The 20732-nt window shown below is 41.7% G+C and carries 20 protein-coding genes and 1 pseudogene; all 21 read left to right on the top strand.

Going from position 1 to position 20732, the window contains the following annotated elements:
• The first annotated feature begins 231 nt into the window (after window positions 1-231).
• Window positions 232-1395 carry a class I SAM-dependent rRNA methyltransferase gene (locus tag RSK81_RS08070; RefSeq protein ID WP_002917019.1) on the top strand — a complete coding sequence of 388 codons (1164 nt, stop codon included), beginning with the start codon at window positions 232-234 and terminating at the stop codon, window positions 1393-1395.
• Window positions 1392-2069, top strand: coding sequence for a type I 3-dehydroquinate dehydratase (gene aroD / locus RSK81_RS08065; protein ID WP_002900029.1), 678 nt, complete (start codon window positions 1392-1394; stop codon window positions 2067-2069). The genes RSK81_RS08070 and aroD overlap by 4 nt, the downstream gene beginning before the upstream one ends.
• Window positions 2059-2916: a shikimate dehydrogenase gene (locus RSK81_RS08060; RefSeq protein ID WP_315686470.1), complete on the top strand. Its 858-nt coding sequence runs from the start codon at window positions 2059-2061 to the stop codon at window positions 2914-2916. Before aroD ends, RSK81_RS08060 begins: the two co-directional genes overlap by 11 nt.
• A 19-nt stretch (window positions 2917-2935) precedes the next feature.
• The gene (locus RSK81_RS08055; protein ID WP_002924213.1) at window positions 2936-3544 is read left to right on the top strand and encodes a hypothetical protein; all 609 of its coding nucleotides are present in this window, start codon (window positions 2936-2938) and stop codon (window positions 3542-3544) included.
• A 411-nt stretch (window positions 3545-3955) separates the two neighbouring features.
• Window positions 3956-5023: a 3-dehydroquinate synthase gene (gene aroB, locus RSK81_RS08050; RefSeq protein ID WP_032909563.1), complete on the top strand. Its 1068-nt coding sequence runs from the start codon at window positions 3956-3958 to the stop codon at window positions 5021-5023.
• Between the two features lie 90 nt (window positions 5024-5113).
• Window positions 5114-6280, top strand: a complete 1167-nt coding sequence (aroC, locus tag RSK81_RS08045; RefSeq protein WP_002900041.1) for a chorismate synthase — start codon at window positions 5114-5116, stop codon at window positions 6278-6280.
• Window positions 6281-6295: 15 nt separating this feature from the next.
• A complete protein-coding gene (locus RSK81_RS08040; RefSeq protein WP_002913402.1) occupies window positions 6296-7402 on the top strand; it encodes a prephenate dehydrogenase in 1107 nt (368 codons plus the stop codon).
• 18 nt (window positions 7403-7420) lie between these two features.
• Window positions 7421-7759, top strand: a complete 339-nt coding sequence (locus RSK81_RS08035) for a YlbF/YmcA family competence regulator (protein ID WP_002900045.1) — start codon at window positions 7421-7423, stop codon at window positions 7757-7759.
• Window positions 7760-7891: 132 nt separating this feature from the next.
• Window positions 7892-9175 carry a 3-phosphoshikimate 1-carboxyvinyltransferase gene (gene aroA / locus RSK81_RS08030; RefSeq protein ID WP_315686467.1) on the top strand — a complete coding sequence of 428 codons (1284 nt, stop codon included), beginning with the start codon at window positions 7892-7894 and terminating at the stop codon, window positions 9173-9175.
• A complete protein-coding gene (locus RSK81_RS08025; RefSeq protein ID WP_002900048.1) occupies window positions 9168-9644 on the top strand; it encodes a shikimate kinase in 477 nt (158 codons plus the stop codon). Before aroA ends, RSK81_RS08025 begins: the two co-directional genes overlap by 8 nt.
• Entirely contained in the window at window positions 9641-10474 is an 834-nt protein-coding gene (gene pheA, locus RSK81_RS08020; RefSeq protein WP_268688688.1) for a prephenate dehydratase, read from the top strand. Before RSK81_RS08025 ends, pheA begins: the two co-directional genes overlap by 4 nt.
• Before the next feature lie 18 nt (window positions 10475-10492).
• Window positions 10493-11842: an LCP family protein gene (locus tag RSK81_RS08015; RefSeq protein ID WP_315686463.1), complete on the top strand. Its 1350-nt coding sequence runs from the start codon at window positions 10493-10495 to the stop codon at window positions 11840-11842.
• Between the two features lie 84 nt (window positions 11843-11926).
• Window positions 11927-13285, top strand: coding sequence for a 23S rRNA (uracil(1939)-C(5))-methyltransferase RlmD (gene rlmD, locus RSK81_RS08010; protein WP_315686461.1), 1359 nt, complete (start codon window positions 11927-11929; stop codon window positions 13283-13285).
• Between the two features lie 328 nt (window positions 13286-13613).
• Window positions 13614-14141, top strand: coding sequence for a hypothetical protein (locus RSK81_RS08005; RefSeq protein WP_315686458.1), 528 nt, complete (start codon window positions 13614-13616; stop codon window positions 14139-14141).
• Complete coding sequence (locus RSK81_RS08000; RefSeq protein ID WP_315686457.1) at window positions 14141-15502, top strand: hypothetical protein; 1362 nt, start codon at window positions 14141-14143, stop codon at window positions 15500-15502. Before RSK81_RS08005 ends, RSK81_RS08000 begins: the two co-directional genes overlap by 1 nt.
• An 18-nt stretch (window positions 15503-15520) precedes the next feature.
• Window positions 15521-15760: a hypothetical protein gene (locus RSK81_RS07995; RefSeq protein ID WP_002895108.1), complete on the top strand. Its 240-nt coding sequence runs from the start codon at window positions 15521-15523 to the stop codon at window positions 15758-15760.
• Between the two features lie 273 nt (window positions 15761-16033).
• Window positions 16034-16560 (top strand): annotated as a pseudogene (locus tag RSK81_RS07990) (GNAT family N-acetyltransferase).
• A 243-nt stretch (window positions 16561-16803) separates the two neighbouring features.
• Window positions 16804-17703 carry an ABC transporter ATP-binding protein gene (locus RSK81_RS07985; RefSeq protein ID WP_315686454.1) on the top strand — a complete coding sequence of 300 codons (900 nt, stop codon included), beginning with the start codon at window positions 16804-16806 and terminating at the stop codon, window positions 17701-17703.
• The gene (locus RSK81_RS07980; RefSeq protein WP_315686451.1) at window positions 17693-18433 is read left to right on the top strand and encodes an ABC transporter permease; all 741 of its coding nucleotides are present in this window, start codon (window positions 17693-17695) and stop codon (window positions 18431-18433) included. The genes RSK81_RS07985 and RSK81_RS07980 overlap by 11 nt, the downstream gene beginning before the upstream one ends.
• Window positions 18426-19007: a hypothetical protein gene (locus RSK81_RS07975; protein ID WP_315686448.1), complete on the top strand. Its 582-nt coding sequence runs from the start codon at window positions 18426-18428 to the stop codon at window positions 19005-19007. Before RSK81_RS07980 ends, RSK81_RS07975 begins: the two co-directional genes overlap by 8 nt.
• 168 nt (window positions 19008-19175) lie before the next feature.
• Window positions 19176-20717, top strand: coding sequence for an ABC transporter ATP-binding protein (locus tag RSK81_RS07970; RefSeq protein WP_315686446.1), 1542 nt, complete (start codon window positions 19176-19178; stop codon window positions 20715-20717).
• Window positions 20718-20732: the final 15 nt, after the last annotated feature.

Genomic DNA, 20732 nt, shown 5'->3' with positions numbered 1-20732 from the left:
TTATTTCCTAAAAATTTTCTCCTCTAAGTATAACATAATTTCTCCAGTTAAGGAAAATTTGAGCCGCATTTGAGATATTTTAAATCGGCGAAATTGTAATATTTCTATAAAAGCCTTATCCCCTCTATGGAGAGGTTTATAGTCGTTTTGCACTCGTTTGTGAAATCTTTTATTAACTCAAATGTAAAATATGTTTTGAGAATTTTCACAATCTTTGGTATAATATAATTTATGAATAAACTTACTGTTAGTCAAGAGGCAGAAGAAAAACTGAGAAAGGGCATTCTTTTATTAGATAAAAAGGATTTTGGCGCTCTTTCGCTTCAGAATCAATGCGTGGAGCTGCAAAACCGTCAGGGAAAGTTCTTAGGCACAGCCTATCTCTCTCCGCAGAATAAGGGAGTTGGCTGGCTGATTTCCCAGAAGAAGGTAGAGCTAAACTCGGATTTTTTTCAAGGTCTCTTTGAGCAGGCTAAGAGCAGACGTTCTGCTTATTTTCATTCGTCTGACACGACAGCCTTTCGACTCTTTAATCAAGAGGGGGATGGCTTCGGTGGCTTCACGGTGGATTTCTACAATGACTTTGCGCTTTTTTCTTGGTACAATGACTTTGTCGTTGCTATCAAGGAGCAGATTCTGACAGCCTTCGCTAAGGTTTTCCCAGAGATTCAGGGAGCTTATGAAAAGATTCGTTTCAAGGGTTTGAACTACGAATCCGCTCATCTCTACGGAGCAGAAGCTCCAGAAACCTTCACAGTCTTGGAGAACGGTGTTCGCTATCAGGTTTTTCTGAATGATGGTCTCATGACCGGTATCTTTCTGGATCAGCACGAGGTGCGTGCTAGTCTGGTAGATGGTCTGGCTGCTGGTAAAAGTTTACTCAATATGTTTTCCTATACAGCTGCTTTTTCAGTAGCAGCAGCCATGGGCGGTGCCAGTCAGACAGTATCAGTTGATTTGGCCAAGCGTAGCCGTGAGCTGTCAGAAGCTCATTTTCTGGCCAATGGTCTGACACTGGATCAGCATCGCTTTCAGGTGATGGATGTCTTTGATTATTTCAAGTACGCTAAGCGTCACGATCTAAGCTTTGATGTCATTGTGATAGATCCGCCTAGCTTTGCTAGAAATAAGAAGCGAACATTCTCAGTTGCTAAAGATTATCATCGTTTGGTTGCACAAGCTTTGGAAATCCTGAATCCTCAGGGAATCATGATTTTAAGCACCAATGCAGCCAATCTTTCCAAAAGTAAGTTTAAACAAGAAATTGAAAAAGGTCTTGCCGGCAGAAAGCACCGCTATCTTGCGGAGTATGGCCTGCCAGCAGACTTTGTCTATAATAAAAAAGACGGGAGCAGTAATTACCTCAAGGTATTTACAATAAAGGTGGACCAATGAAATTAGTCGTTTCTGTAATGCCCAAGAGTTTAGAAGAAGCTCAAGAAATTGATGTATCACGCTACGAAGAAGCGGATATTATTGAATGGCGGGCAGATTTTCTGGCCAAGGATGACATTTTAAATGTTGCGCCAGCTATTTTTGAAAAATTTGCCGGACGTGAGTTGATTTTCACGCTACGGACCCGTCAGGAAGGCGGAGAAATTGAACTGTCCGATGATGAATACGTAGCTCTTATCAAGGAAGTGGCCGGTTTTTACCAGCCGGATTATATCGACTTTGAATATTTCTCTCACAAGGGAAAATTTGAAGAAATGCTAGAGTTTCCTAATCTGGTGTTGAGCTACCACAACTTCGAGGAAACACCGGAAAATATGATGGAAATCCTGTCTGAGCTGACTTCTCTGACCCCTAAGGTGGTCAAGGTTTCTGTCATGGCTCACAATGAGCAGGATGTGCTGGACTTGATGAACTATACTCGCGGTTTTAAGACTTTAAACCCTGAGCAGGATTTTGTTACTATTTCCATGGGAAAAGTCGGCAAGATTTCTCGCATTGCGGCTGATTTGACAGGTTCCAGCTGGTCATTTGCCAGTCAGGATATGGCGTCAGCACCCGGTCAGATTTCTCTGAGCAATATGAAGAAAATTCAGGAGATTTTGAATGAGAATTAATGGCCACACCCGCATGGCTGCTGTGGTTGCCAAGCCAATTAAGCACAGTATTTCTCCTCTTATTCACAATATGGCTTTTGAAAAGACTGGTGTCAATGGTGTCTATCTAGCTTGGGAAGTAGAAGTGAAGGATCTGCAGGCCAGTATAGAAAATATCCGCAGATACGATATGTTTGGTGTCAATCTTTCCATGCCCTACAAGCAGGAAGTGATCCCTTATCTGGACGAGCTGGATGTCAGCGCTCGCCTTATCGGAGCAGTCAATACGGTTGTGAATAAAAATGGAATTTTAGTTGGTTATAATACAGATGGCAAGGGATTTTTTAAGAGCTTGCCTTCTTTTGCTATTCGGGGCAAAAAAATGACGATTTTGGGGGCAGGTGGAGCAGCGACAGCGATTATTGCCCAAGCAGCTTTGGACAATGCAGAGGAAATTTTTGTTTTCACTCGACAGTCTTCCTATGAGAAGACTGTCAGAAAGATGGCAGCTATCAGTCGCCAAACCAAGAGTTCTATCCAGGTACTAACCTTGGAAGATGCGGATAGTTTGCAGGATACAATCAATCAATCAGACCTTCTGGTCAATGGGACTAGTCTAGGTATGGATGGCATCAGCATGCCCCTACCTGAACAGCTTGAACTACCTGACCAGATTTTAGTTGCGGATGTTATCTACCAACCTTTTGAAACGCCCTTTCTCAAATGGGCCAGAAATCAAAATGTCACAGCGGTCAATGGACTTGGTATGCTGCTCTATCAAGGAGCAGAAGCCTTTGAGCTTTGGACCGGTAAGACCATGCCTAGTCAGGAAATTTGGCAGTGTTTAGAAGAATTGTATAGCAAATGAATAAAAGGAGAGCAAGATATTGAGAAAAAAGTTGGTGATATCTATCATTATTTTGCTTATCAGTATTTTAGGAGTATTCATTTTTGTAAAACAAGTAGAACATGCTGGATTTGAAGAGAGGAGAAATAAGCTGATTAAGCACGCTTTCTCTCTTTTTGAAGAACAAATTGCTCTTTATATTAAGGAAAACTATACTGATATTAGTAAAATTGAATTTTCTCCTATCTTTTTTGAAGAAGGGGGACCTAATGATTACTTATCTATTCAAGTTGTGCCAGTCATTTATGATCAAGAAGGAAATAAGGCCTATTTGGGACGTAAAGTAGGAAAAACATCTTTCCTCAGTTATGGTTTGCATTTTGGTGTTGAATTTGATTTCGGGATTGATAATGAAGAGATTATTGTTTTAGAGAATTCGAAAGCTGGTGGAGATATTGATGTATCCGACGCTAAGACTATCCCTGAGAATGCAAAAATGTCTAAAGGATATGGAATTGATGATAATATAAGTGCATTAGTAAAAGATGGTCAGTTGAAAAATGTCGATAAAAAGGAGGGTGGTAGTCCTCAAGTCGAAATTGTTTATAATCTAGGAATTCAGAAAGGAAATTATCGGAAATGGCATTAACAGATAAAGAAATTCACAGATCTATGGGTAAACAGAAATAAATCATTTAGCAAAATGAAAACGCATTTTCTATTATAGACATAAATTAAAATTGACGATATTGTACTATCATCAAGATAAAAAGAAAACTTTTAAGGAATTGCTTTTGTTCTTAAAGCAGAAAAATGCTTTTTATATTATAGCAAAACCAATGTCGTTCATTAAAGAACTTCTATTGAACTGTAGAGTGTTTGGGCAACTCTGATGAATCCAAATTAGAATAAGACAACAGACTTCACTTGGGGAGGAACTTACAGATGGCTTGTTTCAACTTTAAAAATGAATGGTAAGTAGCGACTGAAATATTTGACGTAATTTGATATACTAGGAAGCAAGTATAATTTTTTTGATTGACTCGGAATGGAGGCGCTTATGAAACTGAATGTGAATCTCCCGCATCATCCCTATGATATTCTCATCGAAAAGGGGTCTTTATCTCAGGCTGGAAGTTGGCTGCGTCAGCTTTGGCAGCCTCAGAAGGTAGTCATCGTCACGGACAATCGAGTGGCTCGACTCTATGCGGAAAAGGTCAAGCTGAGCTTGGAAGCGGCTGGCTTTGAGACTTTTGTCTTTGACTTTTTGGAGGGTGAGGCCAGCAAGAACTTAAAGACGGTCAACAAAGTCTATGAGTTTTTGGTCAAGGTTGGTTTGACCCGCAGCGATGGTATCGTGGCCTTGGGTGGCGGAGTTGTCGGAGATTTGGCAGGCTTTGCTGCTTCGACCTATATGCGGGGCGTGCATTTCGTGCAGGTTCCGACTAGTCTGACTGCTCAAGTGGACTCCTCTATCGGTGGTAAGACAGGTGTCAATACGCCTTGGGCTAAGAATATGGTCGGCACTTTTACCCAGCCTGACGGAGTTCTGATTGACCCAGAAGTCTTGCATACTTTGGGTCAGCGGGAACTGATTGAAGGCATGGGCGAGGTGGTCAAGTACGGCTTGATTGAGGATAAGGAACTCTGGGAAGAGCTGTCAGAAATGGATGGCAGTCCAGAGTCTATTTTGGAGCATGCAGAGAGCATCATTTACCATTCCTGTGATGTCAAGCGTAAGATTGTGGTTGAGGACGAGCTGGATAATGGCGTCCGCCTCTATCTGAATTTCGGCCATACTATTGGGCACGCTATTGAAGCGACAGCAGGCTACGGAAAAGTCATGCACGGTGAAGCTGTGGCGATTGGCATGGCACAGGTTTCCCGCGTCGCTGAAAAGAAAGGCCTCATGCCAGCTGGGATTACAGAAGACATTATCCGCATGTGTCAGAAGATTGGCTTGCCGGTGGATTACCAGCCATGGAATGAGAATGCTCTCTATCAGGCACTGACCCATGATAAGAAGGCTAGAGGCAACTCTATCAAGCTAGTACTGGTGCCTGAGTTGGGTTCGGCTAGTATTCACCAGATTCCGCTGGAAGAGATGAAAGAATTTCTGAAGAAATGAGTGCCAGATGGAGTTTAAGACGATTGGACAGTTTGGATAAAAATAGACAGATTGTCCAGTTCTTTCCATCCCAGAAATAGGAGAAAATGTATGAGATACTTAACAGCAGGAGAATCCCACGGACCACGTCTGACAGCTATTATTGAGGGGGTGCCGGCTGGTCTTCCTCTGACCGCTGACTATATCAATGCTGAGCTCAAGCGTCGTCAGGGTGGGTACGGCCGTGGTGCCCGCATGAAGATTGAAAGCGATCAAGTCGAGATTACGTCTGGGGTTCGGCATGGCTTGACCATGGGCGGTCCGATTACCCTCAATGTCACAAATCTGGATCACCAGAAGTGGCTGGAGATTATGAGTGCGGCAGATGTGGATGAAAAGAAAAAAGGGCTGCGCAAGATTACCAAACCACGCCCTGGCCATGCGGACTTAGTCGGAGGTATGAAATACCGCTTTGATGATTTGCGAAATTCTCTGGAGCGTTCTTCTGCCCGCGAAACGACCATGCGTGTGGCAGTCGGAGCAGTAGCCAAGCGTTTGCTGGAAGAAATCGGTGTGGAGGTAGCCAGCCATATCGTAACCTTTGGCGGCATTGATATTGATGTGCCGGCCGATCTAACTGTAGCAGAAATCAAGGAAAGAGCTGCCCAGTCAGAGGTTTCCATTGTCAATCCTGAGCGCGAAGAAGAAATCAAGGCCTACATTGATCAAATTAAGAAAGACGGGGATACCATCGGTGGTGTCATTGAGACTGTCGTTGGTGGTGTGCCGGTCGGTCTGGGCTCCTATGTTCAATGGGACAAGAAGCTGGATGCCAAGATTGCTCAGGGAGTCGTGTCCATCAATGCTTTCAAGGGAGTCGAGTTTGGCGTGGGCTTTGAAGCCGGTCGTCTCAAGGGCAGTCAGGTAATGGATGAAATCCTCTGGTCTGAGGAAGATGGCTTCACTCGCAGGACCAATAATCTAGGCGGCTTTGAGGGCGGTATGACCAATGGTCAGCCAATTGTTGTACGCGGCGTTATGAAGCCCATTCCAACCCTTTATAAGCCACTGATGAGCGTAGATATCGAGACCCACGAGCCTTATAAGGCGACAGTAGAGCGGAGCGATCCTACAGCTCTGCCAGCGGCGGGTGTTGTCATGGAAAGCGTGGTGGCAACAGTTTTAGCCACCGAAGTTCTGGAGAAGTTCTCTTCGGACAATCTGGAAGAACTGAAGGATGCGGTAGCCCGCCATCGGGAATTTGTCAAGAACTTTTAGAAGAAAGGAGTGGGCATGGAGAGAAAAACAGTCTATATCGCAGGTCTGGGACTGATTGGAGCTTCTTTGGCTCTGGGCATCAGGCGAGCTCATCCTGAGATTGAAATTCTCGGCTATAACAGAAGTGAAGAATCAAGACAGGTTGCCCTGGAGCGAGGAATGGTAGACCGGGTAACGGATGATTTTGCCGCCTTTGCTCCATTGGCTGATGTGATTATTCTGGCTGTGCCCATCAAGCAGACCATAGCATTTATCAAGGATCTAGCGGAGCTGGACCTGAAGGAAAATGTTATCATCTCAGATGCTGGATCGACCAAGGCTGAGATTGTGGCAGCTGCAGAAAAGTATCTGCAGAATAAGCCCGTCCGCTTTGTCGGAGCTCACCCGATGGCCGGAAGTCACAAGACCGGAGCCAAGGCTGCCCATGTCACTCTCTTTGAAAATGCCTATTATATCTTTACGCCCTCTAGCCTGACCAAGTCTGGTACGCTTGAGGAAATGAAAGACTTGCTAAGTGGTCTTCATGCCCGCTTTATCCAGGTGGACGCAGCCGAGCACGACCGAGTGACCAGTCAAATCAGTCATTTTCCGCATATCCTAGCCTCCAGCCTTATGGAGCAAGCGGCAGCTTATAGCCAGGAGCATGAGCTGACCCAGTCTTTTGCGGCCGGTGGTTTTCGAGATATGACGCGGATTGCGGAGAGTGAGCCGGGTATGTGGACCTCTATTCTCTTGACTAATCCTGAAGCTATCTTGGAGCGGTTGGAAGATTTTAAAGATCAGTTAGACAAGGTGGCCGCAGTGATTGAGGCTAAGGACGAGACAGCTATCTGGGAATTTTTCGACCGAGGGCGACAAAGCCGCAAGCAGATGGAAATTCATAAGCGGGCCGGTGTAGATAGCTTTTACGACCTCTTTATTGAGGTGCCCGACGAAGAAGATGCGATTTTGGGTATTTTGGAGCTCCTGCGGGGAATTTCAGTCGTCAATATTCGTATCAACGAGGAAAACCGTGAAGATATCAACGGTATTCTGCAAATCACCTTTAAAAATCACCAAGATTTGGAAAAATCTGCTAAAATAGTAAGAGAAAATACGGATTACCTAGTGTCCGAAGACTAATATAGATTGGAGAACTCTATGTCAAATATTTATGATTTAGCCAATGAACTGAGCAGAAATCTGCGTGAGTTGCCTGAGTACAAGGCCGTCGCAGAAAGCAAGAAAGCAGTGGATGCTGATAGCGAAGCGAAGGCTATTTTTACAGATTATCTGGCTTTCCAGCAAGAACTGCAACAGCTGGCTCAGACTGGTCAGGTACCGACTCAGGAGGTGCAGGACAAGATGACTTCCTTTGGTGAGAAGATTCAGGGCAATGCTGTTCTTTCTGAATTCTTCAATAAGCAGCAGCAACTGTCCATCTATCTAGCGGACATTGAGCGTATCATCTTTGATCCGGTGCAGGATTTGCTTAAGTAAGTTAATAAAAAAGAAGAATCTGGGATGAATACCCGGATTCTTTTAGCTTTAGCTAGGATTCCAGAAATTTTAAGAATTTCTGGTCTTTTTATGATAAAATAAGAAGCAACAAAGGAAAGTACGAGGTCACCTATGAAATTATCAACCAATGTAAGAGGCCTGAAGGGCCGTATCCGCGTAACTGGAGATAAATCCATCAGCCACCGTTCCATTATTTTTGGAAGTTTGGCCAAGGGGGTCACTACTGTTCGTGACATTCTGCGAGGAGAAGATGTGCTGTCTACCATGCAGGTTTTTCGTGACTTAGGCGTGCAGATTGAGGACGATGGAAATCTAGTCAAGATACATGGCGTAGGATTTAAAGGTCTGCAAGCACCGAAAAATAAGCTGGATATGGGGAATTCTGGAACGTCTATCCGTTTGATTTCTGGTGTTTTGGCTGGCCAGGATTTCGAAGCAGAGATGTTTGGTGACGACAGTCTATCCAAGCGGCCTATGGATCGGGTGACCATTCCCCTTCGGCAGATGGGAGTCGAGATTGCTGGTCGGACTGAGCGTGATTTACCACCGCTCAAGATGAAGGGAAGCAGGGAACTGCAGCCTATTCATTATCAGCTGCCAGTGGCTTCTGCTCAGGTTAAGTCGGCCTTGATTTTTGCTGCCCTGCAGGCTCAGGGAGAGTCGATTATTATAGAAAAGGAAATCACCCGTAATCATACAGAAGATATGATTGCCCAGTTTTGCGGGCAAATTGAGGTCAAGGGCAAGGAAATTCGCATTCAGGGCGGTCAGGAATTCACTGCTCAGGAAGTGACGGTTCCAGGTGACATTTCCAGTGCGGCCTTCTGGCTGGTAGCTGGATTGATTGTGCCGGACTCTAAGATTATTTTAGAAAATGTCGGCATCAATGAAACTCGTACAGGTATTCTAGAAGTGATAGAGGCTATGGGAGGACGGATGACGCTGTCAGATGTCGATCCAGTAGCCAAGTCTGCAACCATCACCGTTGAGACTTCTGAGCTTAAGGGTACGGAGATTGGCGGTGAGATTATCCCACGCTTGATTGATGAGTTGCCGATTATTGCGCTTCTGGCGACTCAGGCTCAGGGACGGACTGTCATTCGTGATGCAGAGGAGCTCAAAGTTAAGGAAACTGACCGTATCCAGGTAGTAGCAGACGCTCTCAATAGCATGGGTGCAGCTATTACCCCGACGGAAGACGGCATGATTATCGAAGGGAAAACACCTCTTCACGGCGCCCAGGTCAATACCTTTGGCGACCATCGCATCGGGATGATGACGGCGATTGCTGCTTTGTTGGCTCAAAGCGGTCAGGTGGAACTTGAACGATCTGAAGCTATTAAGACTAGCTATCCAAGCTTCTTCAGAGACCTGGAGGGTTTGATGCATGGCTAAGATATTGCTGGGCTTTATGGGAGCTGGAAAATCCACAGTGGCTAGAGGCTTAGCCCAAGACTTTGTCGATATGGATGAACTGCTCTGCCAGCGGCTGGGCATGTCTATTAAGGACTACTTTGATCAGCAAGGTGAAGCGGCCTTTCGGTCTGCTGAAGCCCAGCTCTTGGCTGAGTTGATCGATACGAACTTGGTCGTCTCAACTGGCGGTGGTGTAGTCGTCAGCTCGGAAAACCGCAGATTACTTGCTCAGAACGCTGACAATATCTATCTGAAAGCAGATTTTGAAACGCTCTATCAGCGAATTCAGCAGGATGCTAAGCAGGAGCGACCTTTGTTCTTAAACCAGATCAAGTCAGACTTGCAGCAGATTTTTGAGCAGCGTCAGGCCTGGTATGAGGAAGTAGCGACCCAGATTGTCGATACGAGGCTCAAAAGCCCGCAGGAAATTATTGAGGAAATTCAATGAAAATAGCATTTTTAGGTCCCAGAGGCTCCTTTTCTCACCATGTAGCCCAAGCTGCCTTTCCCAGCCAGGACTTGGTGCCCTATCAGAATATCACCGATGTCATGAAGGCTTATGAGGCTAGGGAAGTGGATTACTCGGTCGTTCCGGTGGAAAATTCCATTGAGGGCAGTGTCCACGAGACGCTGGACTATCTCTTTCATCAGTCAGATATTCAGGCTGTTGCTGAAATCGTTCAGCCCATTAAGCAGCAGCTTTTAGTGACTGATTTAGAAAAGCCAATTGAGAAAATATTTTCTCATCCGCAGGCTATTGCCCAAGGAAAGAAATATATCCGTCAGCATTATCCGCAGGCTGCCATTGAGGTGACAGCTAGTACAGCCTATGCAGCTCGTTTTGTAGCAGAGCATTCTGAAAAGAATTTTGCGGCTATTGCCCCGCGCACGGCTGCAGCAGAATACGGGCTCAAAGTAGCGGCCAGCGACATTCAGGAAATGGAAGAAAATTATACCCGCTTCTGGATTCTAGGTCATGAGATACCTGAGCTTGAACTGACTAAGACAGGAGACAAGCAGACACTGGCTTTGACCTTGCCGGACAATCTGCCTGGTGCCCTCTATAAGGCTTTGTCGACCTTTGCTTGGCGAGGGATTGACCTGACCAAGATTGAGAGCCGGCCTCTAAAAACGGCTTTGGGAGAGTATTTCTTCATTATTGACATTGACAACGAGCAGAAAAAATTGGCGGATTTTGCCTATCAAGAGTTGACAAGTCTTGGAATTACTTATAAAATTTTTGGTAGCTACAGTGTGTTTCTGATTCAGGACAAGTAGCAGTAGATTGGAGAAGAGATGAAGAAACCAGAAAATCTTAGCCATCATGAACAGCTCCGCTTAGATTATCTCTATAAAAATTATTATTATCTAAACGATAAAGAAAAGAAAGAATTTGACTATCTGCGTCAGAAGTCCAAGGGGATTGGCAGTTCAGCCAGTGTGCCTAGCCATGAAGAGCAGCCGCATACAGTTAGTGACGCCTATGAGCAAGAACCAGTGGAAATGGATTCTTCTGGCCTCTTGCCCAAGTACCCTGAGCGTTCTTCTCGCAGCAGAAAGCAAAAGAAGGAGCCGGAAGCTCTGGCAGGAGCTGGTCTGGGACAAGACAAGCCCAAGAAGCCTCGCAAAAAAATCCGCTTGAAACGAATTCTGCTTTGGGTAGGGATTTTCCTGCTTATGGTCTTGGGGGGCATGATTTTTATGTTTGTCAAAGGCTTGACGACAGCTCACACTGGCAATTCTAAACCAGCAGAAACGGAATTTTTTGACGGCAAGGATACTAAGGACGGAGTGAATATCCTCATTCTCGGAACAGACGGCCGGGTTGGTGACGACTCGACTGAGACGCGGACCGACTCTATTATGCTCTTGAATGTTGGTAATAAGGACCACAAGGTTAAATTGGTCAGCTTTATGCGTGATACCCTCATTCACATTGACGGCGTCAGCAATGAGTACACCGATCCGTCGCAGGCAGATTACTATGACCAAAAGCTCAATTCTGCCTACACGATTGGGGAGCAAAACCACAACCGAGGTGCAGATTATGTCCGCCAGATGCTCAAAGATAATTTCGATTTGGACATCAAATATTATGCACTGGTGGATTTCCAGACCTTTGCGACAGCTATTGACACCCTTTTCCCAAATGGCGTCAGCATGAATGCCCAGTTCTCAACGATCGATGGGGAGAAAGTGACAGAAGTTGAAGTGCCAGATGACCTGAATATGAAAGACGGTGTGGTACCCAATCAAACAATCAAGGTTGGTCAGCAGCAGATGGACGGTCGAACCTTGCTCAACTACGCTCGCTTCCGTAAGGATGACGAGGGCGACTTTGGCCGGACCCGCCGCCAGCAGGAAGTCTTGACAGCTGTCTTCCAGCAGGTCAAGGATCCGACCAAGCTCTTTACTGGATCAGAGGCCCTTGGTAAGGTCTTTGCCTTGACTTCGACCAATGTGCCATACAGCTTCCTTTTGACCAATGGTCTCTCTATGGCTGGAGATTCCCGCAACGGGGTTGAGCGCCTGACGATTCCGGAAAATGGCGACTGGGTGGATACCTATGACATGTACGGTGGCCAAGGGCTCTTGATTGACTTTGAAGCCTATAAAGAAAGACTGCAGCAAATGGGTCTTAGATAAGATATATGATATAATGAAAGGTAGGACGATGTCCTGCCTTTTCTTTTGGGAAATAGCAGAGCGATAAAGCAGAAAGAGAAAAATATGTTAAAAAAGAATGATATGATTGAAGTTGAAATAGTGGATTTGAGCCACGAGGGAGCAGGGGTGGCCAAGGCAGAAGGCCTGGTTTTCTTTGTGGAAAATGCCCTGCCGGGTGAGCTCATCCGTATGCGTGTGCTCAAAGTCAACAAAAAAATTGGCTTTGGCAAGGTGGAGGAATTTCTCCGTACTTCAGACCAGCGCAATGAAAATCTTGATATGGCCTATCTGCGTACAGGGATTGCCGACTTGGGGCATCTGAACTATTCAGCCCAGCTGGACTTCAAACGCAAGCAGGTCAAGGACAGTCTCTATAAGATTGCTGGTTTGTCTGATGTAGAGGTGCCGCCGACACTTGGTATGGAGCAGCCGCTGGGTTACCGCAATAAGGCTCAAGTGCCTGTCCGACGTGTCAATGGCCAGCTGGAAACGGGATTTTTCCGGAAAAATTCCCATGACCTCCTGCCGATTGAAGATTTCTATATTCAGGACCCAATTATTGATCAAGTTATCCTTTTTACACGTGATTTGTTGCGTCGTTTTGACCTCAAGCCTTACGATGAGCAAGAAAAGACTGGACTCATTCGCAATCTAGTTGTTCGCCGTGGGCATTATTCAGGGGAAATTATGGTAATTCTGGTCACAACCCGACCTAAAATTTTCCGAGTAGAGCAGTTGATGGAGCGCTTGACAGAGGCTTTCCCAGCTATCAAGTCCATCATGCAGAATATTAACGACCAGCCGGGCAATGCGATTTTCGGAAAAGACTGGCGAACGCTTTATGGTCAAGACTATATTACCGACCAGATGCTGGGAAATAGCTTCCAGATTGCTGCGCCCGCCTTTTACCAGGTCAATACCGAGATGGCAGAAAAACTCTATCAGACAGCCATTGACTTTTCCGAACTGACTGCAGATGATGTGGTACTTGACGCCTACTCTGGTATCGGGACTATCGGTCTATCAGTTGCCAAGCAGGTCAAGCAAGTCTATGGTGTGGAAGTGATTCCTGAAGCTGTCGAAAATAGCCGAAAGAATGCGGCAATCAATGGAATTACCAACGCCAGCTATGTCTGCGCCCCTGCTGAAGAAGCCATCCAAAACTGGCTTAAAGAGGGTATCCAAGCGGATGTTATCCTTGTCGATCCACCACGAAAAGGCCTGACCGAGAGCTTCATCAAAGCCAGCGTCAGCATGGAGCCCAAGAAAATCACTTATATCTCCTGCAATGTCGCCACCATGGCGCGTGATATCAAACGCTATCAAGAATTAGGATATGAGTTGAAGAAAGTCCAGCCTGTAGATTTGTTTCCTCAAACGCACCATGTCGAGTGTGTAAGCTTGTTAGTGAAGCGTAGCTAATCCTCAAAAGGTTCCCCAAACCTTTTGAGTTCCGCAAACGCATCATGTTGAGACGGTATCACTGCTTGTACGAGCTGAGGTATCAGCGAAGTAGAAGCAGATGTTCCGCCCATGCGATAGCTGTCGTAGAGCGAGGAAATTATGACGAAACGATACGGTAACAGCTGTGTAGCTTTGATGGTAAAATAATAAAAAAATTTTAATATCTTAGTCAAGATAAATTATTACATTACCTTTTGATATATAAGTGGAAAACTGTAACTTTTATGTTGCAGTTTTTTTATTACATCATGATATAATTAAGAAAACAAAATATAGAGGAGCTTTTATGAAAAAAGAACAAGTATTTCAAAATGTAGAATCATTACAGCAAGTCGTAAATGTCATTAATGAAGCGTCTGCTGCGCTGAATGACAAGACACGTACAATGCGAGAGAGTGCAATACCAGAAGTTTTAGCAGGTGCCCTGGGAGCAGGCGTCGGTGGAATTGGATCATTTGCTGCTCTCTACGGTTTAGGTACTGTTGGTTTATCCGCTGCCGGAATTACATCTGGACTTGCAGCTGCAGGAAGTATTGTTGGTGGCGGAATGGTAGTTGGCGTCTTTGTTTTAGCAGCACCTGCTGTTGTCTTAGCTGGAGGAGCTATTTTATTAGCATCTAATTTAAAAAATAATCAACTTAAACAGGAAAAAGAACGATTATATAAAGAGGCGCTACAAAAACATGAAGCAATTATACAAGCACTGAAGGCTGAGACGGATGCTGATAAAGAGCGTCTGGATTATTTACAAAGTTTAAATATTCTTCTTACACAAGCGATAAAAGATTTAAAAAATGATTTAGAAAAATCGTAATGAGTAAATTTAAATATTCAGATGAAGAAAGACAATTTAATAATATTTTAGTCTATCAAACTAGAGAGTTAAGTCTAATCAAAAGACATGATAAGACAGGTGTGGAAGCAAGGATATCAGAAAGTGAAGAGTTATTAAAAGAGCTAGGGTATAATCTAAATTATTTACCAAAAATAGATACTGAAGCAGAAAAACGAACTATAGTAGTTCCTAAATGGGAAGATTTAATTGCAAAGTCTGAGCATGAAGTCGGTTCTACGAATGACTTAGAAGTACTTTTTACAAATGAAGAGCTAGAGATAAATGAAGCTATTGTTCGAGAATTGAATGATGATTTTAATAATATACATAAACTTGATGCTATTGACATTTCGATTTGTGCTGGCGCTGGTGTATTAGCGGCAATAGTTGATATACTTTTAATTGGAATACCTAAAAAAACTCCACAAGGTTTGAAAGGTGGTCCTTTATCGAATCATGTAAGAGATTGGTTCAATCAGAGATTCCCCGAAGAAGAAATGGAAAAGCTAGCAAATTCAAAAGTTAGTAAGGTTCCTTTTGATGCACAAGATAATCGTCATACAAAAGTTAATGTTAATGGCCTATCTGCTTACTATCATAGATTACTATCTCTTGGACATGACCCACTTCTTGGTCTAGTAATTGGTGTGTGTGATATTCTTAATGGAAAGATGACTACTATTGATAAAACTGGAAAAATAGTATCTCAATTTATGGACAACTACACAGATAGAAAAGAAAGTGATATTTTCGCTGCAATTGCTAAGCAGATAATTCATTTTAAATCTGATATTACAACTTCAATGGGATTACCTGCTCCATTGATGGGACTATTCAATTTATTTCAGTTCGGAAAAATTGGGAATGAGGAACAAACAATAGCAGAAATAGTACAAGGGATGTATTACGAAGGTTATGATTTTATTCATTTTAGCAGCATGGCAATTTCAACTATGATTGTTGAAGTTGTCATCAGACTAGGATATGCTTTAAAAAGAATTAACGAGGGAAATTCTTTAAAAAACTCTATCCCATTTTCGGTGGATAGAGAAAAACATCCAAAATTACATACTATGCTATTTATAGGACATTCCACAGCTACAGCAGCTAATGCTGGGAAAATATACTTTACAAAAAATCCTATGATAATAAATTATGCACAATGGGTCACTTTTGCAAAGTACTCATATTCACATTTAAAGTGGGTACTAATTGAAAAAAACGAAATGAAAGACCTATATGTTTCGGAAAAAATTTCTAAAGAAAACCAGGAAGTTTACAATCAGATAAAGAGTACGTTTGATAACTTCAGCAACGATTATGTATTTACATTCGATTAATTTATTGAAGGAGAATCTATGAAAAAGAGCACCTATAATATATTAACTAAAATTCCTATATATGGAATTTTATTAAAACAATCGAGTAAAGGTGAGATGAGGCTATGTAGTCCATTCTTTCAAGATATGGCGGAAGAATGGATTAGACCAATTGAAATTTATACATTTCTAGAGGAAAAATATCCAGGTGAAGTGGTAACAAGAGAACGTTTTTATGAAGGTTATAATAAAATACTTGAATTAAAGTTTAAGCAATAGATAAACTAAACGTCTCAGTTTTACATTAAAGGAGATGAGCTTCATAGTTTTCACTGGGGTCTTACTAATCAAATCTAATAAGGTTCACATACGAACCATATGCTGTTGTGGTAAGTTTAGTAGAGAAGAGCAGCTAATCCTCAAAAGCTTCTCCAAATATTTTAAGTCCCACAAATGCATCATGTTGAGGCGGTAGTGTTGTAAAAAAAGTCAAATCAAAAAGACTTCATCTTAAGCGACTTTATAAACATTTGGAATTTGAAGAGGAAAAAAATGATTTTAGAAACGGAAAGATTGATTCTTCGCCCATGGGAAGAAAGAGACGCCAATGATTTATTTCAATATGCCAGTCATCCAGAGGTTGGTCTGTACATACCAGTATTGAAAACAGTAGGGAGATTATAAAAAGTTATTTTTCAGCACCTGAGATATACGCCATAGTTTTAAAAGAAACAATGCAGCCAGTGGGTAGCATAGGATTGATGATCGGCACTGTAAGTGATAAAGGTATTCCTGATACTGAGGCGGAGATTGGTTACTGGATAGTAGTTCCGTATTGGGGTCAGGGTCTGATACCGGAAGCAGTTCGTGAGTTGATGAGACCTGGATTTGATGACCTGAATCTAGAGAAAATGTGGTGCGGTTATTTTGACGGCAATACAAAGTCAAAGAGAGTTCAGGAAAAATGTGGGTTCCGTTATCATCATACAAAAGAGAACATTCCATGTGTATTGGAAGGTGTTCTTCGCACAGAACACATAACCTGTCTATCAAAGTCAGAGTGGATTTCATTTAAGTAAATCCCAGTTTGTCGAGGCAAACTCTTTTAACGATAACCTTATGCTATCGTTAAATAGATAAGTGGATATGTTCCTACATACAAATAATGCTGCTTGAAGTACTAAGTGAGCATTCAATCCATGTCAAGTGTGTAGCTTTGCTGGTGAAAACGTAGGAACGTTTTAGTGAAAGTAATTTAAAAATCCTTGTTTTTAAATTTTTGGCAGTGTAAGTATTAGTAATCGAAATAGGTTAATGCGAGTATGAATGAAATTATTGTAAGCAATCTAAAGAAAAATTTTCGTGGTAAAGTTGTATTGGACATTCCTAGCTTTGGATCGCATTCAGGAGAGATTGTTTCTATAGTGGGCACCAATGGTGCGGGTAAATCAACTTTCATAAAAATTATCTCTGGCTTAATGTTACAAGATGCAGGTGATGTATTTGTTTTTGGCAGTAAGAATACTTCGAAAGATATTCATAACAATGTTAAGCTCGTACTAGAAAGCGGTAGAGGCTACTATGAATATCTGACGGCAAATCAAAATATTGATTACTTTTTACATTTGAATAAAAGTTCGCGTGGTCAGGTTAAGGATGAATTGGAGGATTTATTTAATAAACTAGCTTTCCATCCCTATGTTGATGTCTTGGTGTCCGAATTGTCACAAGGAACGAGACAAAAATTGTCTTTGATTATTGCATTACTTTGTAAGCCAAAAGTATTGTGTTTAGATGAGCCAACTAATGGTCTGGATGTCATTGCCAAAAAGCAGTTTGCGAAATTGTTACTAACTCTCAGCCAAGAAAAAGGAACCATTGTTCTCATGACGACTCATGATATCTATTTTGCAAAAGAAATATCAACAAGAATTTGTATCATGAGTAGCGGGAGAATAATACAGCAAGGTAGTTTCTCAGAAATCTTTGGGAAAAATACTAGGTGGGTTAAATATAGAATTGGTATTTCAAACTCTGATAAAGATGCTTTTGAGAGACTGTTTCCTGATTTATCTTATCAAGTAGAAAATGAAAGATTGATTGTTGAAGTGAAAGATAGTCAGGTGAAAAATAATATCTTTAATAATTTTGAGATGATATTTTTTGAAGAAGTTGAAGAAAGCATCGAAGAAATATTGTATGAGGTTATCAATGATGATTAAAGAAATAAGAAGGGAGTTAAAGAGACAGCTGCAGGAGATGATGCAGTTTAAATTTAATTTATTTTTTTCAAATTTTGGAATTTTGATAATGGTTTCAGCTTATCTTCAATATTTTAAAAATACACAAAGTAAATTTTTATTGTTATGTTTATTATTTACTTGGTATTTTACGAGTCATAGTATAACGCACCCAACTTTTTTTATTGAGGATGACCTTTATGATAGAACTTTGATTAGTGTAATCCAGAGTAGTAAGAGTGTTTTTCATGTCTTAATGTTTAAAATTATTGTTCAGATATTGGTGGATCTAGTTAAAGCCATACCTATATTTATCGTTTTATCCACATTAAATGATATTGATTTTCCGGATAGTATCTTAAAGTTAGTTGCGAGTCTCGCTGCATGTATGCTAACTATTATTAGCATTTATGGTTTGGGCTTTTGCCTATCAAGCCTCTGCTTCATTTTTAATCGTACTTCTAGCATTACATCGTTAATTTCTTATTTCATGCTGTATTTTACTGGCATACTAACACCGATAGGTGGTTTATTTGGCTTTATAGGAAAGCTTTTCCCTTACTATGCCTTGAGAAATTTTATTATTTCTCCGTCCTACCAGAGTATCTTTTTTATTATAGTCTATTGTGCAGTATATTGGTCAGCTGGAACTTTCCTATTTTTCACTTTATTGAACATTGCTAAAAAAAGAGGGAGCCTTTTCCATGTTTAGTGAATTAAGAAGATATTTCAATTATAGAGTTCGATACACGTTTGATAGTATTTGCGAAGTGATTTATTCCATGATTTTTATTACAGGAATCATTATTATTTTCAATAGTGATAAACCGATAAATCTACTCTATTTTTTTATTTATTATTCTATAACTAATGTGATATTGCTTGCTAATGAGGAGTTGGAATTTGAAATTCGTACCAATCAATATACAAATATCAAAACAACTCGACGGACACCAATGATGATTTATATTGCTAGATCAACAACTTATTTTATTTGGTCAACACTCATTTTTTTGATTTCAATCATTCTATCGCATCTGTTTTTTAATGGAAAATTTTTTATGCCCTCATTACATTTAGTGGATTTGATTTTGATGTCAATACTTAATTATGCTGTATTTTTTGTCTTATATACCATGGCAATTAAGTTAACAGAACGTTTTAAACGAGTATCCGTCTTATTGAATTTATTTAATACCATAATGCTATTTTATTCTGGACTAGTATTTCCTGCTCCCTTTTTTAGCTATGCAGATATGTTGGATATATTTTTGAGTAAAAAGTAAAAGTGAATTGATATGCTTCGAACTAGTTTTTAAGTCTTTCTCTGAAAGATTATAAAGTAGGCTTACGTTTAATGGTTTCATTCAAATATTCAGGCTCCTATTTTATCCCCATCTAGATAAAAAAAAGACCATCTAAGTTGGTAAATAACTTCAGGAGGTTTATACGCTATGCTTAGATCCTATGTAACTAAAAAGTATTTATTCTTCTATTTTGTGGCGATTATGATTACTTGGTTGGAGGCTGTTATTACACCAGCTTTGATTCAGTATATTGTCTCTAGTTTTACCAATCACCAGTTGCATTTGCTGTGGCAGGTCTTGATTTGGGGGATTGTGGGGAATTTGATTCTCTTGCTGGGTTTGGCGGGGAAACGCTATTACTATGCACGGGTGCTGACGGACTTCAAGTTGGGGATTAAGCAGGCTATCTTTCAAACTTTCTTATATAGCCGTCGGATAGCGGATGAAGAGGTTTTGTCCGACCTGGAAAATGATGTGAAACAGCTAGAAGATAACTATATTGAGCCGACTGTCATTATCATTTCTTCTTCGGGATTTACAACCGTTTCCATCTGTTATGCACTCTGGACAAATTTTTATCTAGGCTTGCTCTTTATCATTTTTTATTCGATACCTGTTCTTTGTAGTAGTATAGGTTCTAAACGCTTGGATGCGATTACTAAGCAGAAGTCCATGGCTAACCAAGGCTATGTCTCTCAGGTGACCAATATGATTGCAGGTGCTCGTCCCATACGGCATTATCGGGGACAAAGCTTGTTTTACAATCTTTTTTCCAAAGATTTGCACAAGACTTTAGAGCAAGAAATCGCATATGAAAAGCAACGGACTTTAAACAGTCTTTTTATCAATGGGATTGATGCCTTTTGCTCGGTTGCGCCGATTGTCATTGGTGGTTTCATGACCTATTATAACTACCTATCTGCAGCCAGCTTTGTTGGGATTTACCTAGTATCGCATAATATTGGCTACCAATTTCAGGAGTTATCTTACTTTATCAATACCAGGAAGTCAGCCAAGTCTCTCTGTGATAAATATCAAAAATTGTTGGGAGAGGAGTGGAAAATGCCTTCTGTTCTTGAAGGTTCCGTCTTTCCTATCCAACTAGAGCGAGTCAGTGTAGAGCGTGATGGTCGAGAAATCCTAGCCCCTTGCGACCTTATCATTGGGGAAGGGGAAAAGATTGCTATTATCGGAGAAAGCGGATCAGGAAAAACAACCTTACTGAACCTTATCTATGGTGAAATCAAGCCTAGTCAAGGTCGGATTCGCTACCATGGACAAGAGCTAAACTCGGATGAACTCTATCAGGCAGGAGCCTACATTCTCCAGTCCAGTCATGTCTTTGATGGTTTGAGCCTAGAGGAAAATATCGCTTTGGGACAAGAACTTGATTCTGTAAGGATAGAAGAGATTCTGCAGCAAACTGGTTTGAAAGCTCTCCAAGGCAAAACACCAAGCAATCAAACCCTTTCAGGCGGTGAGAAGCAGCGGTTAGAAATTGCCCGTGCTCTCTATCACAATCGCCAATTTATCCTGGCTGATGAGGTCAAGGCCAATCTGGATCTAAAAAACCAAGAGAAAATCAATCAACTTCTCTTCTCTCTCCCACAAGCACTTGTAGAAGTGATTCATCACTATAGCGAAGAGGACTTGAAGCTTTATGATAAGGTGATAAAACTGGAGAGATAGGTGGGGTATAGATTT

It is taken from the genome of Streptococcus sp. DTU_2020_1000888_1_SI_GRL_NUU_041A (assembly GCF_032387735.1).
Taxonomy (GTDB): Bacteria; Bacillota; Bacilli; order Lactobacillales; family Streptococcaceae; genus Streptococcus; species Streptococcus sanguinis.
Note: the sequence above shows the minus strand (reverse complement) of the source record. Positions and strands in the feature narration are given on the sequence as shown.